Origin of the sequence: Candidatus Spongiihabitans sp. (assembly GCF_965247905.1) — a bacterium.
In the GTDB taxonomy this organism is placed as follows: domain Bacteria; phylum Pseudomonadota; class Gammaproteobacteria; order Arenicellales; family Poriferihabitantaceae; genus Spongiihabitans.
In genome coordinates this window covers 1,266,626-1,284,224 of the sequence record NZ_OZ252047.1, presented here as the reverse complement: position 1 = coordinate 1,284,224, position 17,599 = coordinate 1,266,626, and the positions used below count along the sequence as shown (strand labels likewise).

Annotated in this window: 17 protein-coding genes and 1 pseudogene; 8 read left to right on the top strand and 10 right to left on the bottom strand. The window is 52.0% G+C overall.

The window, feature by feature from the left end; all coding sequences use genetic code 11:
- Nucleotides 1–64 precede the first annotated feature (64 nt).
- Nucleotides 65–448, bottom strand: a complete 384-nt coding sequence (locus tag ACP158_RS06610) for a cupin domain-containing protein (RefSeq protein WP_424948152.1) — start codon at nt 446–448, stop codon at nt 65–67.
- A 329-nt stretch (nt 449–777) separates the two neighbouring features.
- On the opposite strand from ACP158_RS06610, the gene ACP158_RS06605 reads away from it, so the two are divergent.
- Nucleotides 778–1,710 carry a DMT family transporter gene (locus ACP158_RS06605; protein WP_424948151.1) on the top strand — a complete coding sequence of 311 codons (933 nt, stop codon included), beginning with the start codon at nt 778–780 and terminating at the stop codon, nt 1,708–1,710.
- 320 nt (nt 1,711–2,030) lie between these two features.
- Here the strand turns inward: ACP158_RS06605 and ACP158_RS06600 are convergent, their stop codons facing one another.
- From ACP158_RS06600 to ACP158_RS06585, 4 genes are all read right to left on the bottom strand, one after another.
- A complete protein-coding gene (locus ACP158_RS06600) occupies nt 2,031–2,393 on the bottom strand; it encodes a GNAT family N-acetyltransferase (protein WP_424948150.1) in 363 nt (120 codons plus the stop codon).
- A gap of 167 nt (nt 2,394–2,560) precedes the next feature.
- The gene (locus ACP158_RS06595) at nt 2,561–3,031 is read right to left on the bottom strand and encodes a tetratricopeptide repeat protein (RefSeq protein ID WP_424948149.1); all 471 of its coding nucleotides are present in this window, start codon (nt 3,029–3,031) and stop codon (nt 2,561–2,563) included.
- Nucleotides 3,032–3,218: 187 nt separating this feature from the next.
- Nucleotides 3,219–4,355 carry a copper-containing nitrite reductase gene (nirK, locus tag ACP158_RS06590; RefSeq protein ID WP_424948148.1) on the bottom strand — a complete coding sequence of 379 codons (1,137 nt, stop codon included), beginning with the start codon at nt 4,353–4,355 and terminating at the stop codon, nt 3,219–3,221.
- Nucleotides 4,356–4,687: 332 nt separating this feature from the next.
- Nucleotides 4,688–5,113, bottom strand: a complete 426-nt coding sequence (locus ACP158_RS06585; protein WP_424948147.1) for an FxsA family protein — start codon at nt 5,111–5,113, stop codon at nt 4,688–4,690.
- Nucleotides 5,114–5,389: 276 nt separating this feature from the next.
- Between ACP158_RS06585 and dsbD the strand changes: the two genes are divergently transcribed.
- Nucleotides 5,390–7,399 (top strand): protein-disulfide reductase DsbD, encoded by a 2,010-nt coding sequence (dsbD, locus tag ACP158_RS06580; protein ID WP_424948146.1) that lies wholly within the window; start codon nt 5,390–5,392, stop codon nt 7,397–7,399.
- A 32-nt stretch (nt 7,400–7,431) separates the two neighbouring features.
- Nucleotides 7,432–7,950 (top strand): TlpA family protein disulfide reductase, encoded by a 519-nt coding sequence (locus tag ACP158_RS06575; protein WP_424948145.1) that lies wholly within the window; start codon nt 7,432–7,434, stop codon nt 7,948–7,950.
- 41 nt (nt 7,951–7,991) lie between these two features.
- On the opposite strand, the gene ACP158_RS06570 is transcribed toward ACP158_RS06575, so the two are convergent.
- On the bottom strand, nt 7,992–8,417 hold the full coding sequence (locus tag ACP158_RS06570; RefSeq protein WP_424948144.1) for a molybdenum cofactor biosynthesis protein MoaE: 426 nt from the start codon (nt 8,415–8,417) through the stop codon (nt 7,992–7,994).
- A 2-nt stretch (nt 8,418–8,419) separates the two neighbouring features.
- On the bottom strand, nt 8,420–8,665 hold the full coding sequence (locus tag ACP158_RS06565; protein WP_424948143.1) for a MoaD/ThiS family protein: 246 nt from the start codon (nt 8,663–8,665) through the stop codon (nt 8,420–8,422).
- Nucleotides 8,666–8,784: 119 nt separating this feature from the next.
- On the opposite strand from ACP158_RS06565, the gene moaB reads away from it, so the two are divergent.
- The 3 genes from moaB to ACP158_RS06550 all read left to right on the top strand — a co-directional run bounded on the left by moaB (nt 8,785) and on the right by ACP158_RS06550 (nt 12,701).
- Nucleotides 8,785–9,312 carry a molybdenum cofactor biosynthesis protein B gene (gene moaB, locus ACP158_RS06560; RefSeq protein WP_424948142.1) on the top strand — a complete coding sequence of 176 codons (528 nt, stop codon included), beginning with the start codon at nt 8,785–8,787 and terminating at the stop codon, nt 9,310–9,312.
- A 273-nt stretch (nt 9,313–9,585) separates the two neighbouring features.
- On the top strand, nt 9,586–11,787 hold the full coding sequence (gene parC / locus ACP158_RS06555) for a DNA topoisomerase IV subunit A (RefSeq protein WP_424948413.1): 2,202 nt from the start codon (nt 9,586–9,588) through the stop codon (nt 11,785–11,787).
- 29 nt (nt 11,788–11,816) lie between these two features.
- Entirely contained in the window at nt 11,817–12,701 is an 885-nt protein-coding gene (locus ACP158_RS06550; protein WP_424948141.1) for a phosphoribosylaminoimidazolesuccinocarboxamide synthase, read from the top strand.
- A gap of 88 nt (nt 12,702–12,789) precedes the next feature.
- Here the strand turns inward: ACP158_RS06550 and ACP158_RS06545 are convergent, their stop codons facing one another.
- Nucleotides 12,790–13,635 carry an outer membrane protein assembly factor BamD gene (locus tag ACP158_RS06545; protein ID WP_424948140.1) on the bottom strand — a complete coding sequence of 282 codons (846 nt, stop codon included), beginning with the start codon at nt 13,633–13,635 and terminating at the stop codon, nt 12,790–12,792.
- Between the two features lie 610 nt (nt 13,636–14,245).
- Here ACP158_RS06545 and ACP158_RS06540 point away from each other — a divergent pair.
- A complete protein-coding gene (locus ACP158_RS06540) occupies nt 14,246–14,371 on the top strand; it encodes a hypothetical protein (protein ID WP_424948139.1) in 126 nt (41 codons plus the stop codon).
- 145 nt (nt 14,372–14,516) lie between these two features.
- On the opposite strand, the pseudogene ACP158_RS06535 reads toward ACP158_RS06540, so the two are convergent.
- Nucleotides 14,517–14,619, bottom strand: a pseudogene (locus ACP158_RS06535) (IS1595 family transposase); the annotation flags it as partial.
- 87 nt (nt 14,620–14,706) lie between these two features.
- Between ACP158_RS06535 and rluD the strand changes: the two are divergent.
- Nucleotides 14,707–15,666, top strand: coding sequence for a 23S rRNA pseudouridine(1911/1915/1917) synthase RluD (gene rluD / locus ACP158_RS06530; RefSeq protein WP_424948138.1), 960 nt, complete (start codon nt 14,707–14,709; stop codon nt 15,664–15,666).
- 87 nt (nt 15,667–15,753) lie between these two features.
- Here the strand turns inward: rluD and ACP158_RS06525 are convergent, their stop codons facing one another.
- On the bottom strand, nt 15,754–17,409 hold the full coding sequence (locus ACP158_RS06525) for a fatty acid--CoA ligase (RefSeq protein WP_424948137.1): 1,656 nt from the start codon (nt 17,407–17,409) through the stop codon (nt 15,754–15,756).
- Nucleotides 17,410–17,599 lie beyond the last annotated feature (190 nt).

Below are 17,599 nucleotides of genomic sequence, written 5' to 3'. Positions count from 1 at the left end.
CGGGCATGCGTTGCCGCGCGGTCGTGGCGTGCCGCGTGCCAATGCCCGTGGCGCGCGATGAAAGTCAGTCCGTCACCAAGGTTCGCTCCGGCGTGCCGCGGTCATGAATCCGCACCACCAGCGCTTTGACGACGCCCTTATCGGCGCGCACGCTATGCACGATGCCATAGGGAATATGCGCGGCCTCGCCCGCATTCACGACCTCGTTGTCTTGGTCGTCGAACAACGAAATCGCCGTGCCCTCTATCACATACGCGAACTCCTCGCCCGAGTGATAATGTCTGGGCGCGGTCAGGCCTGGCGGCACGGTCACCAGGCTCAGGATAATCTCCTTGTTGTCCGCGCCATGCAAAGGCTGGCGAAGCAACTCGGCGCTTTCGAATTTCGGGGATTCCGCCAGCGCGGCCCTGGAACCGCGGCGCTTGGGCTTGACCGGCCCTGCAGTCAAACGCCGCCAGCCTGATCTGCTTTAAGCGCACCAGCCGGGCCAGGTTAACAGTCTCATAGGTGTCTGAGCCCGGACAATACCCGCACATGATTAACCCCACACTAGCCTCAGTTGTATTTATATCCAGAATGATTATAATGGTTTAATGTTTGCCGTTGCCGAATTCCCCTCTCTTTGAACGATTTGGCAAAGGAACTTGATCAACACGCTCCGCTCGAAACCCGGTTTCAGAGGAAGCGTTATCACAATCCATTTCCTCTTCGACGCGCGCGCAATTCCCCTTTGTTTGACTACTGAAGAAGCCGCGAGGGCATTGTGAGAAAGCCGGCATGACTGTTTCATCGGGGGCGGTTTTAGCGAGCATGGCGGCGTTGTGCTGGGGCTCGGCGACGGTGATGTCGAAAAGCGTGCTGGATTCATTCCCGCCGGTTTTTCTGCTGGCGGTGCAACTGGTTGCCAGCGTTGTGTCGCTATGGATTTTTATTCTTGTTCGGCGGCAACCCGTGCCGCGGCTTGCGCCGGCGGAGGTTGCAAGATTCGCTTCGCTCGGTTTGCTGGAACCGTGGCTTGCCTACCTGCTTGGGCTGATTGGTCTGGCGGTTACCCGAGCAAGCAACGCCACGCTGATTCAGGCCAGCGAGGCGATCATGATCATCGCCATATCGGCGCTTCTGTTTCGCGTGAAGCCGACCGCCCAATTCATTGCGTTGTCGCTTGTGGCGGTGGGCGGCCTGCTCATCGCTCTGGGGATGGCTGCCCCCGGCAACGCCGGTGATGGCGGCAGTTTTACCGGCGATGCCCTCATTTTTGCGGGCACGATGGCCGCGGCCCTGTATGTTGTGCTGTCCGCTCGCTTCGCCGCAAGAATTGATCCGCTTTATATCGTCGCCTGGCAACAAACCGCGGCCCTTGGCTTTGCCGTGCTGCTGCTCCCGGTGGAATGGATGCGGTCCCCCGAAACCTGGATTCCAGCAACAGCGTCCATGAGCGTTTGGTTATTGGCCGCCCTGTCGGGAATTGTGCAATATGCGTTGGCTTTTTCGCTGTATCTCTCCGCGCTCGCCACGCTCAGCGCAAATTATGCCGGCAGTTTCCTGAATTTGATTCCCTTGTTTGGTCTTGCTGGCGCCTTTTTGTTTCTTCACGAAAAGTTATCCGCAGTGCAACTCAGCGGTGCCGCGATCACCATTATCGCTGTGACCCTTCTCAATTTGAAGGGCAATTTGAAATGCCTGCAACAGAATAATCACGCGCCAAAATAATCCCCCGGCCGCCGATGCCACATAATCCGAAATTATCTCATCTTCAGCCGTCAGCACGAGGTGATCATCCAGATATGATTTCTTTTGGCCGCCACACAGTAACCCGCCGAAGATTTGTTCCAACTCCGCAGCACTAAACGCAGTGTGCACATTAAGCACAACTTCTACTTTGTCGTATTGCTACAAATCAGCGAGTAGGTTTTGCCGAAATTGCTCGGCACCAATGGCACGCAGACTGTGCCCCATAGGAATCGTTTTGGTCTCATGTTTCATACAATACCTCCGCTGTTGATAACGCATTTTCACCCGCGGTGGGGTTGTCAAGATTCATTGCCCGGCGCAAGGGCGAGTTGGCGGCGCATATAAATCCGCCGGTAGCCGTGTTCAGTAACCTTGCGGACGATTTGATAACCCCATCGTTGATACATGGCGATGTTCTCGCTCATTAGTTCGTGAGTGTATAACTCGATTTCCGTGAACCCGCGCTCAACGGCATGGCGTTCGGCAAAGTCCACTAGCCGACGACCCAGCCCCCGCCCGGCAAAATCAGGATGCACCGCAACATTGTCAAGCAGGCAGCACGGTGTTTCGACAATCACTACCAGCACACCGATAATCCGCTTGCCGTGCCGAATGACGAAGACATCGTTGTCCAGAATCCTCTTTGCATAGTCGTCCCGCATCGGGCCGGGCGATGTAGTGATAATAGGCGGCGGAGACGCAAGCGGTGATTTAGTCGGCGTCGGCGGCCTTGGCTTCGACAATCGGGAATTGAGTGTCCACGGTTTTTGGCATGGGGACGGCGGGCGGTGTGCAGACCCGTACCGCCGCGTCATCCCGCTTGCGTCCGTCAGCGAACGCCCCAACACTTCGCGTAATGATATGTCTTGCCGCGATACTTCGCTTTGCAAGGAGTCGACCACGGGTCAAATCCTTTCAAGATGGCGCGTTGGTATGTGATGACCCCGTCTTCTTGTTGTCTCACCGTGCCGATGCCATCCGCGATCATCACGCCCAACTCATATTGCGCCGGCACGAATCCCTGAGCGGCGGATTTGCGATACCATACTAGCGCTTTTCGGTAGTCGTGCGTCGCCAGCGCGGGGCGCCCGCGTTCATACATGGTCGCTAACTGATATTGCGCTTCGGCGTCGCCGTGCTCGGCTTGGCGTTTGGTTTTTGTAAAACTATCAGTCCACTCCGGCACGATCCATTTTTCCGGCGGCGCTTTCGGCGTCACTTTGAATACCAGCGTGCTGGTCTCGCACCCGCCGAGCAAAAGCGCAACCATCGTTATTACCGCTGTTATGTTCGTTCTCATCGTTCTCTCCTTCGGGTTGGGTGGTGCTGAATGACACAATGACAATGCGCGATTATGACGATTAGCGCAAGAAAAATCCCGCCCCCGCGCAGTCATCATCATCGCCGCCAATGCGGCGATTTTTGCGCGGCGATTTAGTGTCGTATAACCTGCCGGTTATATCGCGGGCAACGGCGATTTATAACGCCTACTCAATCTTGCGCGGCGCCGAGACCTGTTCCATCAAGTCGTTGTTCCATTCGCCGTCCACAATCACATGCGAAATCGCGCCCAACAACACCGCCTCAATCAAGTTATGCGATAAATAGACATACACGCCGGGCTGGCGAAATTTATAGATGAAGGCGCTGGCCGAGCCGGCCGCCAACACCCAGCTTTCCAGACCATGCGCCGGCGGGTCGTTGAAGTTGCCGCGCTCCCACACATAATCGCCGTGGCCGCCGATCAAGTGCGGAAAGGATTGCCGATTGGCTTGAAAATGAATGAACAAAACCGATTCGCCGACATTGGCGTGCATCGCGTTATCGCCGGTCAGCGCGCCCATGGTGCCGCCGAACGGAATGTGCGTCGGCGTCAGGGTTTTCATCACTTCCATGTCATCGGCGAAAGAGGCGATGGGGTTGGGATAGCGCTTGTATTTTCCGTTCGCGTCCTTCGGCAGATAGTAATCCAACTCGCCAATATAAAAAGCGCGGTCGTAGCGCAGCGGCGTGCCGTCACTGTCCTTGAGCCCGTCGCGCGGCAAAATCAGCACCGCGCCGTTCATGCCATGCACCACATGCCACGGAATCATCGCCCCGCCCGGCGCGCAGTGATACAGGAAGGTGCCGACTCGCGTCGCCTTGAATCTGAGCACCACTTCCTCGCCCGGATTCACCAGCGTCAACGAGCCGCCGCCAAGCGCGCCGGTGGAGGCATGAAAATCAATGTTGTGCGGCAACGAGTTGGTCTCAGGATTGACCAGCGTCAGTTCGATATAGTCGCCCTCATGCGCGACAATGATCGGCCCGGGAACGCTACCGTTAAAGGTCATCGCCCACATGAAAACGCCCGGCTCAATCTCGATTTCCTTCTCTTCAATCACCATCCGCACTTCAATGATTTTCGGCCCGCCGGTCGCCGTTTGCTCATGCTTCGGCAAGGCCGGCGCAACGACCAATTCCTGTTTCACGCGCGGCAAGCCGCTAATATCGGCCTTGACGCCGACCTCGTAGCCCTCCAATCCGCCGCCCGAATAGGCGAACGCGGACGCGCTGCCAACCAGCATCAGTGGCAGCATCAGTGACATTGCCAGTGGCGCAATTAACAAAGTATGTTTTTTCATGGTTGTCTCCTCTCAGTAAAAGTTAAACTTTAGGTTATCGCAATGCTACCCATTTTCTAGCCATGACGCAATGCCCTGGCCGGGTTCTTGGATTCAACCCCGAAGTGCAACAGGTGGGTTGCCGATAATACGCCATCGGCATCATTAAATCCAAACTATCGTGTGGTCAGCATGATGATAGGTCCACTGGTAATGGACCAGTTCCTGGTTGATCGCGGTCACCTTCAACGGCTCTCGGAAGTGAGGCTTGTGCCTCGCCAAGCCATTGCAAATGGCGGGACTAAAGTCCCACTTCCGAGATGGGGGTGACCGGACTGCCCGGCGTTGAAAAATCAGTCGATGTTGCGGTGTTCGGCGTCGATGATTCGGCCCGTGCTGCTGGCGTTGTTGATGTCCTGGCGCGCGCGAAATAATCCGTGCTCAATGATGTTGTGGATGATCAGTCGCCGCAGCGGCGGGGTCAGGAAGATGAAGCCAATGGCGTCGGTGAAGAATCCCGGGGTCAGCAGCAAGGCGCCGGCGATGAATAAAACCACCCCTTCCATAATCTCCAGCGCCGGCATCCGCCCGCGCGCCAGTTGCGCTTGCACGTTTGCCAAGGTGGAAAACCCTTGCGCCCGCACCAGATACGCGCCCAACACCGCGGTCAACACCACCAAAAATATCGTGGCGCCGGCGCCGACCACGTTGCCGATTTTGATGAGTAGATAGATCTCAATCAGCGGCGTTGCGAGAAAAATAAAAAATAGCGTTTTCATTGCATCATATCATATTGCATCATCTCATTAACGTATAGGCACAAGGATGCCATCCATCCTGCGTTATAATAGGTTGGTTCATTACCCCGATACAAGGGCTGGCACGGAATATTTCGGCATTCGGCAATCATTATCAAGCTATAGCCTCGCCCGGGTAATAGGGTCATGCCAGACTTGTTCAACTGTGAACTTCAACTTTATCATAGGGTCAACTAATCGACACCGGCAATCCAACACGGCTGCTTTGAAACTGCTTCAGGTTTAAAATTATTACCGTTGACTAGAATACTATTATTACTGACCGTTCTATTACCGATCAGCGGCGTTGACAACGAAACGCTGGCCGCCAGCCTCATTGAACAACCGATTATCCCGGTGCAGTCAAGCACTATCGACAACGCTATCGACCTGAGCAACTTTAGTACCGTGGACGACCTGCGCGCGTTGCTCGCCACCGGATTTCAACAGCCGGATTTTCTGGATGTTGACCAAGCCTTTAAGTTGCGCCTCCACGCCACCCGCGAAAATAAAATCCGCGCGGTATTTGACATTGCGGATGGATATTACCTGTATCGGGATAAAATCGCGTTCAGCAACGACGGGGAAAATCGCATTGCCCGGGTTGATTTGCCAGCGGGAACCGTTAAAGAAGATGACTACTTCGGCGAGGTCGCTGTGTTCAATCGCGATTTTTCCTTTGCGGTCGAATTGAGCGGCCGTGATGATGACCTGAGTAATGACCTGAATAACCTGATAATTCATGCTAACTACCAGGGCTGTGCAGAAGACGGAATATGTTATGCCCCGGTGAACAAATCATTCAACATTACCGGTCTCACCGTGATTCCTGTTGCTCAAGCCGACCACCAAACAACAACAGGCCCAACATCAAAATTGAATACGGAAATTTTCAAGGACCCGGCGGCGGACCTCAAAGTCGCCGCGCCGGAGTCCAGCGATGGCGGCGATCAATACACCGACCAATACACGGATATGGCGGTCTCCTTAGAGGCTCAATTGCCTTTGCTGTTGGGCGCATTGTTTGCCGGTATTCTGCTTACTTTCACGCCCTGTGTTTTGCCGATGATACCTATTTTGTCCGGCGTCATCGCCGGTCAAGGTAACAATTTGACCAAGACCAAGGGCGGAATACTGGCCGCAACCTATGTATTGGGAACCGTGGTGACTTATGCAGGAATGGGCGCCCTGGCCGGCACCACCGGCGATCAATTGCAGGCGTATTTTCAGAATATCTGGGCCATCGGCATATTAAGCGCCGTGTTTTTTGTCATGGCGTTGTCCATGTTCGGGCTGTTTGAAATCCGCATGCCGCAATTTATTCAGTCCAAAGCGCAGGCTAAAATCAAGGGCATGAGCGGTTCCATCCCCCTGGTGTTTTTACTGGGACTGGTCTCGGCCTTGATTATCGGCGCTTGCGTCTCGCCGGTCATGATCTCTTTCCTCGGCATTGCGGTTGCCACAGGCGACCCGCTGCTCGGCGCGCAACTGATGACGGTAATGGCGGTCGGCATGGGACTGCCGCTGATCGCGCTCGGATTTGGCGCCGGGCATTTTATACCGCGCGCCGGCAAGTGGATGGTGAAAGTGAAACAGGGCTTTGGCGTGATGCTCATCGCGGTCGCGATTTACTTGCTCGGCATTTTGCCGCAGGTGCCGGTGCTGCTGTTATGGGGCGGCTTCTTTATCATCATTAGTCTATTTTTGGGTGCGGTCGAAAAACCCCCTAAGCCCGCGTCAAACTGGCGGCGCATTGAAAAAGGCATCGGCATCATACTTCTGGTCTGGGGCATCCTGCTCATCGCTGGCGGACTTTTTGGCCAACGGGATATACTGCGGCCGCTGCCGCCAACCTTGTTGCGTTCCATTTCGGGCGCGACCGGATTGGCCGAACAAAACGCCAGCCACCCATTTGTCCGAGTGCGTAACAATGATGAGTTAGAGCGGCAACTCGCGCGCGCGCGCGCGCAACGCAAACCGGTGTTAATCGATTACTACGCCGATTGGTGCGTGGATTGCATACGCATGGAAAAAACCACCTTTGCAAACCCGCAGGTAAAAGCGGTGCTGGCGAAAAAGTTCATCACCGTGCAAATTGACGTGACCGACCCGCGCAACAGCGACAGTAAAAAATTGAAGCAGCGCTTTGGTGTTTTTGGGGCGCCTGCAACTTTATTCATCGGTCGTGATGGCGCGTCATTGTCTAATTTAAGTTTCTACGGCTATATGGAAAGCGATGAATTTTTGTCGCTGATAACCGCGTTGTAGCAGATCGAATACGGCAAACTGGAATATAGTCGATGAAAAAATTGATATTCATTGTTCTGCTTGGCTTGGCCGGCATCTTGATAGGCGGCTATTTTGGCATGCAAAAATTCGCGTTGAAAACACTCCCCGCGGCTTCAGCGACTTTGCAGGAAATCGAATTACCTGACATACACAAAAACCTTAGAAAAGGCGAAGAATGGCTGGGCCAGGTGGTGGTGGTCAATCATTGGGCCTCATGGTGCGCGCCATGCCGCGAAGAAATACCGATGCTAATCGACTATCAGAAACGAATGCAAGCCAAGGGCGTGCAAGTCGTGGGAATCGCCCACGATTCACTAGAAGCGACCCGAATATTCGGCGATGAAATCGGCATCGCCTACCCCTCGCTGTGGGTCGTCGCCGGGCGAGTCGAGTTGCTGAAAAGCCACGGAAACGCGATGGGCGCACTGCCCTTTACCGCTATTTTTGCTCGCAACGGAAAACTGGCTGGAACGAAACTCGGCATCATTTCCGTCCAGGAACTAAACGCCATAGTTAATCCCTTGCTCTAAAAACGGCAGGGAACACGCTTTCTCAACTATTACCAAAGCCATTATTGATTCACCCAACGCTGTTCGGATTCGAGAATTTCTTTTTTCCAAAATGTTGCCCTTGATTTTAAGTATTCCATTATTTCCCGACAGCCATCAAATGCAGCAGCCCGGTGAGCGGACCACGCCGCCACCAAAACGATAGGCTCGTTAGGATTGAGGTCTCCCACTCGGTGCACAATAATCAAATCGAGGAGCCGGTATTGCGACAACACTTGCTCGGCTATTTTGGATAACTGGTGTTCGGTCATGCCCTGATAATGCGTCAGTCGCATCCGCTTTACCTTATCGCCGTGGTTGAAATCCCGCAGAGTACCTACGAATGTCGCACAGGCACCATAGCTGCCAGCAACCAATCCGCAATTTTCCTGATAACGACTGACCTCTTGCCACGGATCAAATGCCTGATTTCGTATTTCAATTAACATGCTCAACCACCATTCACCGGCGGGAAGAACGCAACTTCATCGCCGTCTTCCAGATGCTGTTTGAAATCAGCATATTCATGATTAAGCGCACAAAGCAGGTTTTCAGGCGGCGGCCGATCCGCAACCTCGCGCCAGACATCCTCGATCGTTAACGGAAATTTATGCGCCACGGTTTTTTCATCGAAGGTTTTTTGATCAAAGCCAAGCTGCTCGCTCAGGCTGGCGAAAAATCTTACCGTTATGCTCATGTTATGCTCATGTTATGTTCATGTGTATGTTCATCTGGTCTCGCGATTTACTCGCACGCAATCTTACGCTGCGAGATGATTTCGGATACTATACCACTTTCCATTGACTTCGATTCCCAATGAACTCGTCCAACCAACGCTCGCTCGTCCCGGTCAACATCGCCGTGCTGACCATTTCCGACACCCGAACGGAAAAAGACGACACCTCAGGCGATGCCATTGTAAGCAAATTGATTGAAGCGGGCCATCGCCTGCAAGAAAAAACGATGGTCGCGGATGACCTGTATCAAATTCGGGCGGTGGTATCCGCATGGATCGCCAATGCGGATGTTCAGGTTGTTATTACCACCGGGGGCACCGGAGTGAGTGGTCGGGACGGCTCGCCTGAAGCCATAGCACCGCTATTAGACAAAACGCTGGATGGGTTCGGTGAAATGTTCAGAGCGCTGTCTTATGAGGATATCGGCACATCAACATTACAGTCGCGCACCCTGGCAGGGGTTGCCAACGGCACTTATATTTTTGTCCTTCCCGGATCTCCCGGGGCGGTAAAACTCGGTTGGGAAAAACTAATATCCCACCAACTGGACTATCGCACCCGACCGTGTAACCTAGCAGAGATGATGCCGCGATTGCTTGAGCAGTAACACGCCTGGACGGTACTGCCGGTTTGTCATCCTGAAACGGCAAGCAGGATGTCTCGTGCAATGCTCCTCCGGGAGTTCTATAATTATTTACCTTCATGGTTATAGTCGGTCGGCTATAATGCCCCTGCTGCTATAATTTGTGAAATAAAACTGTCGCCCCGTAAGGGGATACTTAAAATAACAATCATGGCAAGAAAATCCACAACATCATCGAAAAAAGGCCAAACCGCCCATCTCGCTCCGCTCCCGCCGATCAAGCTCAATACCCTGCCTATGGCGGAATTTACGGAAAGCGCATACCTGCATTATTCGATGTACGTCATTCTCGACCGCGCCCTCCCCAGCGTTGCCGATGGCTTAAAACCGGTTCAACGTCGAATCATCTACGCCATGTCTGACCTGGGTTTGCACGCCGCCGCCAAGCATAAAAAATCTGCGCGCACTGTGGGCGATGTGCTGGGTAAATTTCATCCCCACGGTGACAGTGCCTGCTACGAAGCCATGGTTTTGATGGCTCAGTCATTCAGTTACCGTTATCCCTTGATTGATGGTCAGGGCAATTGGGGTAGCCAGGATGATCCGAAATCCTTCGCTGCCATGCGTTACACAGAATCGCGGTTGACTCGCTATGCCCAGCTATTGCTTGAGGAACTGGGTCAGGGTACGACCAATTGGGCGCCGAATTTTGATGGCACTCTGGAAGAACCCAAACTCCTGCCCGCTCGTCTGCCCAATGTGCTGTTGAACGGCGCATCGGGCATTGCCGTGGGCATGTCCACGGATATTCCACCCCACAATATACGCGAGGTCGTGACCGCATGCGTTCGATTGCTGGATGACCCCAAGACCACTCTGGAGCAAATATGCAGCCATATTAAAGGACCGGATTTCCCCACAGAAGCCGAAATTATTTCCACCCCGGAAGAAATTTTCGAAATATACAAAACCGGTAATGGCACTCTGCGACAGCGCGCGGCGTGGCAAACAGAGGGCAGCGACATTGTCATTACCGCCCTGCCCCACCAGGTTTCCGGATCGAGAATTCAAGAACAAATTGCCGCTCAAATGCTGACCAAAAAATTACCTATGGTCACAGATTTAAGAGACGAATCGGATCATGAAAGTCCGACCCGTTTGGTCATAGAACCGAGATCCAATCGGGTTGATAGCGATGCGCTAATGCGGCATCTGTTTGCCACCACGGATTTAGAAAAAAGCTGTCGGGTCAATCTCAATATGATCGGAATTGACCGCCGCCCCAAGGTATACGACCTGAGATCGCTGCTAATCCAATGGCTCGACTACCGCATCGGAACGGTTAAGCGGCGGCTCCAATTTCGCCATGACAAGGTTGTCAACAGACTGCACATTCTTGATGGCTTGCTGATTGCATTTTTGAACATCGATGCCGTAATCCGCATCATTCGCAACCAGGATCATCCCAGGCAAGCGCTAATGACGCAGTTTATGCTTGATGAAGTTCAGGCCGATGCGATTCTTGATTTGCGCTTGCGTCATTTGGCAAAGCTGGAAGAAATTAAAATTCAGACTGAACAAAATGAACTTGAGAAAGAGCGCAAAGGTCTCGACTCTTTACTCAAGTCTCGGGCAAAATTGAAACGCCTGGTGCGCGATGAACTATTGGCGGACGCCGAAGAATATGGCGACAACCGGCGTTCTCCAATCATCGAAAGGACTGCCGCAAAAGCACTGGATCCTCATGCATTGGTTGCCGCAGAACCGATCACTGTTGTTCTTTCCACAAAGGGCTGGATTCGCGCCGCAAAAGGACACGAGGTGGAGGGGCCAAGCCTCAATTTCAAATCCGGCGACCCATTTCTATGTTCTGTTCAGGGTAAAACCAATGACATTTTGGCATGCATGGATTCAAATGGCCGGACTTATTCCATCGCCGCACACAGCCTGCCCTCGGCGCGTAGTTTTGGTGAGCCCCTGAGCAGCAGTTGCAGCCCGAAACCCGGCGCAACTTTCCGTGGCTTGATGATCGGCAATGCCGAAACCGAGTATCTGCTGGCTACCAATGCCGGTTATGGCTTTATTGCGCCATTGGGCGAATTAAACACCCGAAACAAGGCCGGCAAAGCGACCCTTAGAGTTGCCGATGGCGCCAAAGTCCTGATACCCCAATCGGTTAAAGATTTTGATGACGACTGGATTGCGGTCATCACCAATGTTGGTCGGCTGTTAATTTTTACGGTGGGCGAGTTACCGCAATTATCAAAAGGCAAAGGCGTTAAACTAATCAATGTTCCAACCGCAAAGTTTAAAGCCGGGGAAGAATTTGTTGTGGATATCACCCTGTTTCAAGAAGGCAACAGTTTGCGGGTATACAGCGGTAAACGCTATCTGAACCTCAAATCCGCAGACTTTGACAATTATGTTGGGGGGCGCGCGCAACGCGGTAAATTTTTACCGCGCGGCTTCCGACAAGTACAATCCATTATTACCGTTTAGACGCAAATCAAGGCGAGCATCTTATATTTATGAGCCAAGCATTATTCCAGTCTGAGCTCAGTCATTTAGAAATGACGCATCGAGGCAAAGTTCGAGATATCTATGCGGTTGATGCCCGCCATTTGCTGATTGTTGCCAGCGATCGACTTTCGGCATTCGATGTCATCCTTCCCCAACCTATTCCGGGCAAAGGAGAAGTGCTGACCCGAGTTGCGAATTTCTGGTTTAACCGCACCCGGAATCTATTGCCTAATCATCTAAGCGACCGATGTTTAGCGGAAATCGTGCCCGACCGTGGTCAGCGCGAGGCTTTGGGAGCGCGCGCCATTGTGGTTAAAAAGTTAGCGCCTTTGCCTGTTGAGGCCATTGTCAGAGGGTATTTAATCGGCTCGGGATGGAAAGAATATCAGCGCACCGGTGGCATATGCGCCATACCCTTGCCACAAAACTTGCAACAGGCTGATCAATTACCGCAAGCGATTTTTACGCCTTCAACTAAAGCCGAAGTCGGGCATCACGATGAGAATATCAGTTATGCACAAACCATTGATCTGCTTGGGCAATCCATGGCTGAGCGGGTAAGAAGCCTCAGTTTGAAAATTTATTCCGAAGCGGCTGCTTATGCCAAACATCGGGGTATTATCATCGCCGATACGAAATTTGAATTCGGTGTCGATGAAAACAATACTTTGCATCTAATAGACGAGGTGTTGACCCCGGATTCGTCAAGATTCTGGCCCGCGGACCAATATCAACCGGGCATCAGTCCGCCGAGTTATGACAAACAATATGTACGGGATTATCTTGAGACCCTGGATTGGGATAAAACACCGCCCGGCCCCGATCTACCCGATGAAATAGTGCTCAAAACAGCAGAAAAATATGCTGAAGCAGAGCGAGTGTTAACCCAATAGTCCCCGGATTATTTGACAATTAGACTCTCTGAGCAAGCACACTCTGACCAAGCGACAGCGGTTAACTGGCAGGCTTGTCGATATTCGATCAATTAAACAAGGACGAAAACCATCCTTTCTTTTGTTTTTTGGGTTGGTCGGATTTTGGGCTGTATTTGTTGAAAAATTTAACCGTCTCAGTGGTTTGATTCAGATACCCGCTGTCCGGAAAATTTAGTGCCAGCACCCTACGCGCATCGCCGGCTAAATCGTCTAACCCCATATTTTCGTAGCTGAACATTAATAGCGCCAGAGCCTGCTCAACCGCCAGCGTGGTCGAATAGTTTTCGATTATCCCCTTTGCCCGATTCACTACGGCGACATACGCCTTTCGAGTATAGTAGTAATTAGCCACGGCAATTTCATTTCTAGCCAGGGTTTCCAGCAAATTTCCAGCCCGTATCCTGGCATCCAGCGCATATTGGCTGTCTGGAAATAAGGCATACAACTCCTTAAATGCAACCATGGCATTGCGGATAGTGGTTGCATCACGATCGCTCAAATCATCCCGGCCTGTGAGCGTACCGAATAGTGATTTGTTTTCAGAAAAGCTCGCTAGGCCTTTTAAGTAATACGCGTAATCAACAGCTTGGTGGGTCGGATGTAATTTTATAAATCGGTCTGCCGCCACAATAGCAAGATCGCTTTGTTTGCTCCGATAGTAAATGTAGATGGTATCGAGCTGGGCCTGCTCGGCGTATACGCCGTAGGAATATTTCGCCTCCAATTTTCTAAGCGTGTCCAATGCAGTCTGCCAATTCTTTTTAGACATCTGCTGTTTAGCGATCTCGTACAGCTGTTCCGCAGATTCAGCCTCATCCTCTTTTTCTTTTTTGAATGATGAACAGCCTGACGCCAGCACACCTGCGATCAGCATCACCACAATACGATACATTACAGGTTGCCTGGGAACGCGCTGGCCGTCGTACTGACCCTGACCGCGACTCAATGTATTTAGCATGAAATTGTTGATATAACGTAGAATAGAATTAATTATTGAGTACCTGGACGCAAATATTCCAGGCACCTATTGTGCCATAATTTATTCACTGAATGTCGGATTCTGAATCATACCCTTTTTCATAATATTCTTAGATAGGGTACGAGCCTATATGAAAATACATGCCTTAAATAAACTAGGTTCAAGATACTTTAAGCGGTCGATTTCGGATAGATTTTAGCAGATATTGACACCCATTTTCGTGGCGCATATTGAAGCGAAACTCACACTCTTTCAAAGGAGTCCGGCTACGCCGGACGACATATTTTAACTGGATTCCCGCCTGCGGCGAGAATGACGGGCTGGGGGACAATGGTGAATCGGAAGGCGATGATTTCTTTTGAGAAGACAATGGTAAATAAGTGTCACGCAAAGCGTGACACTAAAACGTGCTCTATTACCTTAATTCGTCATTGCCCGGCCCATATTATTATTGGCCGGGCAATCCAGTTATTAAACCGTTCGGCGTAGCCGAACTCCTTATTTCGGCGGCGAAGCCGCCGGTTTGTGTCTGGCAAAGCCGGATGCCAAAAAGAGTCACGCTACGCGTGACAGATATTTAACTGGATTCCCGCCTTCGGCGAGAATGACGGCAGGGAGGGCGATTCTTTCCGCCTGCCGGCGAGAATGACGGCCGAGAGGGCGGTGCTAAAACACCGCTGGAAAGGAGCAAAACGGGCAATGAATTAGTCAACACATACGCTCGCATTGCCCGGACATGTGTTGTCTGATTTGAGTATACAATCGGCTGGTCGCCGGGTCAGAGATGCCAGTGATTTGAGCGACTTTGCAAGCCTCGATATCAAGGCAAAACAGCCGTGGAATCGCCCTGAATTTATTCTCCGAAATTCGGCAACGAATGACATGCTTGTTTTTCATTTATAGAACAATTAGTTATGACCATTTCACTATACCTTAAAGTATCTTGAACCTAAACTATCACTTACGCCCCATCCAAAAAATAAAATGAAGAGGGTGCACTTTTTTCTTCAAATTCCAGCGGAAATGGAAGGTGTGCGGGTCGATAAAGCACTGGCAGAATTACTTTCAGAACATTCCCGCGGAACAATACAGCAATGGATAAAACAAGGATTGGTACGGGTTGACGGCGAAATCACAAAACCAAAACTGAAACTCTGCGGCACCGAGATACTCGAATTTACGCTGCCGTCTGCGCCGCCCAGCCAATCGCCTGCTCAGGATATTGATATGGACATCATTGATGAAGATGACCATTTGATGGTGATCAATAAACCAGCCGGACTGGTGGTTCATCCCGGCGCCGGCAATCAGGACAACACCCTGCTTAATGGGCTTTTGCGCCATCATGCTGATTCTGCATTCCTGCCCCGAGCCGGCATTGTCCATCGCCTGGATAAAAATACCACGGGACTCATGGTGGTCGCCAAAACCGAACAAGCAAGACAGCATCTCATCGAACAACTCAACAATCGGGAGATGCATCGCCAGTATCTGGCGCTGGTCAATGGCGTTATGATTTCCGGGGAAACCATCGATCAGCCGATTGGGCGGCATCGAAATGACCGACTGCGCATGACCGTAACAAAATCCGGCAAACCGGCGATAACACATACTCGGGTATTGCACAAATTCCGCAATCACTGTCTGCTACAGGCAAATCTGGAAACCGGCCGCACCCATCAAATTCGCGTGCATCTGAGTTGGCGTGGTCATCCTATTGTCGGAGATAAGCACTACGGTCATAGATATCGACCGCCACCGTCGGCATCAGAAAACCTGATTCAATCATTACAGGGATTTCAACGCCAGGCGCTTCACGCACAAAAATTGTCGCTTATTCATCCCCACAGCGGCGAGCAAAAAACCTGGCGGCAAAACCCGCCGGAGGATATGGTAACGCTTGTAAAACTGCTTAAAGAGGATGCACAAACCCATTCTGGGTAAGGCGCCGAATTCGCCCGGTATTCCTTTTGCCGCATCAATCAAAGGGTGCCAATCAACCACGCCGGTCAATTCCGCCAACCGGGCAAACTACTGCGCGTAACGCGCGCGCAATACCTTCTTGTCCAGCTTACCCACGCTGGTTTTGTCGAGCTGGTCAACAAACTCCACTCGCTCCGGCAGCGTCCATTTGGGCAGCTCGCCGCTATCCACATGGACTCGAATCGCCTCTCGTATTTGTTCGGCGGTGATGTTCGATTTTGCATCGGCAACTTGGGCGACAATCAGCATGGGGCGTTCGCCCCAGCGCTCATCGGGTATGCCAATGGCGGCCACTTCCCGCACACCCTGGCAACGCGATACGATGTTTTCCAGGTCGAGTGAAGAAAGCCACTCGCCTCCGGATTTGATGACATCTTTTATGCGATCGGTTATCAGCAGCGAACCGGTTTCATCGAAGCGACCGACATCGCCGGTATGCAGATACCCGCCGTGCCACAGTGCTTGTGTCGCCTCGGGGCTTTTGGTGTAAGTTTGGGTCAGCCACGGTGCGCGGACAACAATTTCTCCGCTGGTTTTTCCGTCTCGGGGAATATCGTTCATGTCCTGGTCAACCACCCGCACTTCGACCAGGGCGCAAGGTTTGCCGGGCTTACGGCGGCGTGCAAGATCCTCATTCGAGCCGCGCTCACAAACCGATGCGGGCAAATCCGCGGTCGTTATTACCGGACAGGTTTCCGACAACCCATAAGCGGCAAAAACTTCGATACCGAAATCCAGGGCTGTTTTGCCTAATCCCTCGGACAGCGCGGCGCCTCCGATAATGATCTTCAATCTTGACAAGTCCGTGTTGCGCGCTTGCGCGGCGGAAAGCAGCATTTGTAATATTGTCGGCACACAATGGGAAAATGTTACCTGTTCGCTTTCGATCAGGCGCAGTAATTTTGCCGAATCATAGCGCCCGGGATAAACCTGCTTAACGCCCATCATGGTCGCGGCATAGGGCATGCCCCAGCCATGAACATGAAACATCGGGGTCATCGGCATATAGACATCTTCCTTATGGAAGCGGTTATTTCCCGACGCTGTGGAAAACGCCGCGATCAGTCCAAGAGTGTGCAAGACCAACTGACGATGACTATAGGCAACCCCTTTCGGGTCGCCGGTGGTGCCGGTCGTGTAAAATGTTGTGGCGATGGTGTGCTCGTCAAAATCCCCAAAATCGAACTTGTCATCAAACCCGCTATCTGATGTATTCAGCAAGGATTCGTACTCAGCAACATAACCTGATGGCAGCTTTGGCGCCTCCGCGCCATCATCCAGCAAAACTAATTTAATCGGTCGCTCAAACCGCTCCGATATCTGCTCGATGATGGGCACAAAATCCGTATGTACGAGAATAACGTCATCTTCGGCGTGATTGATGGTGTAAAGAATCTGTTGCGGCGACAGCCTGATATTCACCGTATGCAATATTGCACCCATCATCGGCACCGCAAAAAAACATTCCAGATAACGATGGCCATCCCAATCCATCACCGCGACCGTGTCGCCCATGGCCACGCCCAGAGATGACAGACTGCTCGCGAGAGCTTCGATTCGTTGGTAAAATGCACGATAGTTATAACGCCTGACATCACTGCTAACGATTTCCTGATGCGGCGCATTTGCCAGCGGCGTAAGGAGAATTTGTTTGATAAGCAGCGGATAGCGGTAGGCCGAAGCCGCCTCAGTGGTATTGCCCATTTCTTTGCCCCTGTTATGAATATATTTTTCGTAAGCACGGTTGCTGAATGATAAAATCCCGCCTCGTTAGTTATTTTTTGTTCGGGCGCGAGTGTGCTTCGCAAGCAGAATAGTGTCAAATGCTGGCAGGCTCGGTGCTCGAATCCTTTACCTCGTTTAGTTATTCTTAGAACGTGGCATTGAGCATAGG

Bases quoted from the DNA above. Each gene is read 5' to 3' on its own strand.
- ACP158_RS06605 (WP_424948151.1), top strand. From the start codon at position 778: ATGACTGTTTCATCGGGGGCGGTTTTAGCGAGCATGGCGGCGTTGTGC.
- ACP158_RS06600 (WP_424948150.1), bottom strand. From the start codon at position 2,393: ATGCGGGACGACTATGCAAAGAGGATTCTGGACAACGATGTCTTCGTC.
- ACP158_RS06595 (WP_424948149.1), bottom strand. From the start codon at position 3,031: ATGAGAACGAACATAACAGCGGTAATAACGATGGTTGCGCTTTTGCTC.
- nirK (WP_424948148.1), bottom strand. From the start codon at position 4,355: ATGAAAAAACATACTTTGTTAATTGCGCCACTGGCAATGTCACTGATG.
- ACP158_RS06585 (WP_424948147.1), bottom strand. From the start codon at position 5,113: ATGAAAACGCTATTTTTTATTTTTCTCGCAACGCCGCTGATTGAGATC.
- ACP158_RS06575 (WP_424948145.1), top strand. From the start codon at position 7,432: ATGAAAAAATTGATATTCATTGTTCTGCTTGGCTTGGCCGGCATCTTG.
- ACP158_RS06570 (WP_424948144.1), bottom strand. From the start codon at position 8,417: ATGTTAATTGAAATACGAAATCAGGCATTTGATCCGTGGCAAGAGGTC.
- ACP158_RS06565 (WP_424948143.1), bottom strand. From the start codon at position 8,665: ATGAGCATAACGGTAAGATTTTTCGCCAGCCTGAGCGAGCAGCTTGGC.
- moaB (WP_424948142.1), top strand. From the start codon at position 8,785: ATGAACTCGTCCAACCAACGCTCGCTCGTCCCGGTCAACATCGCCGTG.
- parC (WP_424948413.1), top strand. From the start codon at position 9,586: ATGGCGGAATTTACGGAAAGCGCATACCTGCATTATTCGATGTACGTC.
- ACP158_RS06550 (WP_424948141.1), top strand. From the start codon at position 11,817: ATGAGCCAAGCATTATTCCAGTCTGAGCTCAGTCATTTAGAAATGACG.
- ACP158_RS06545 (WP_424948140.1), bottom strand. From the start codon at position 13,635: ATGTATCGTATTGTGGTGATGCTGATCGCAGGTGTGCTGGCGTCAGGC.
- rluD (WP_424948138.1), top strand. From the start codon at position 14,707: ATGAAGAGGGTGCACTTTTTTCTTCAAATTCCAGCGGAAATGGAAGGT.
- ACP158_RS06525 (WP_424948137.1), bottom strand. From the start codon at position 17,409: ATGGGCAATACCACTGAGGCGGCTTCGGCCTACCGCTATCCGCTGCTT.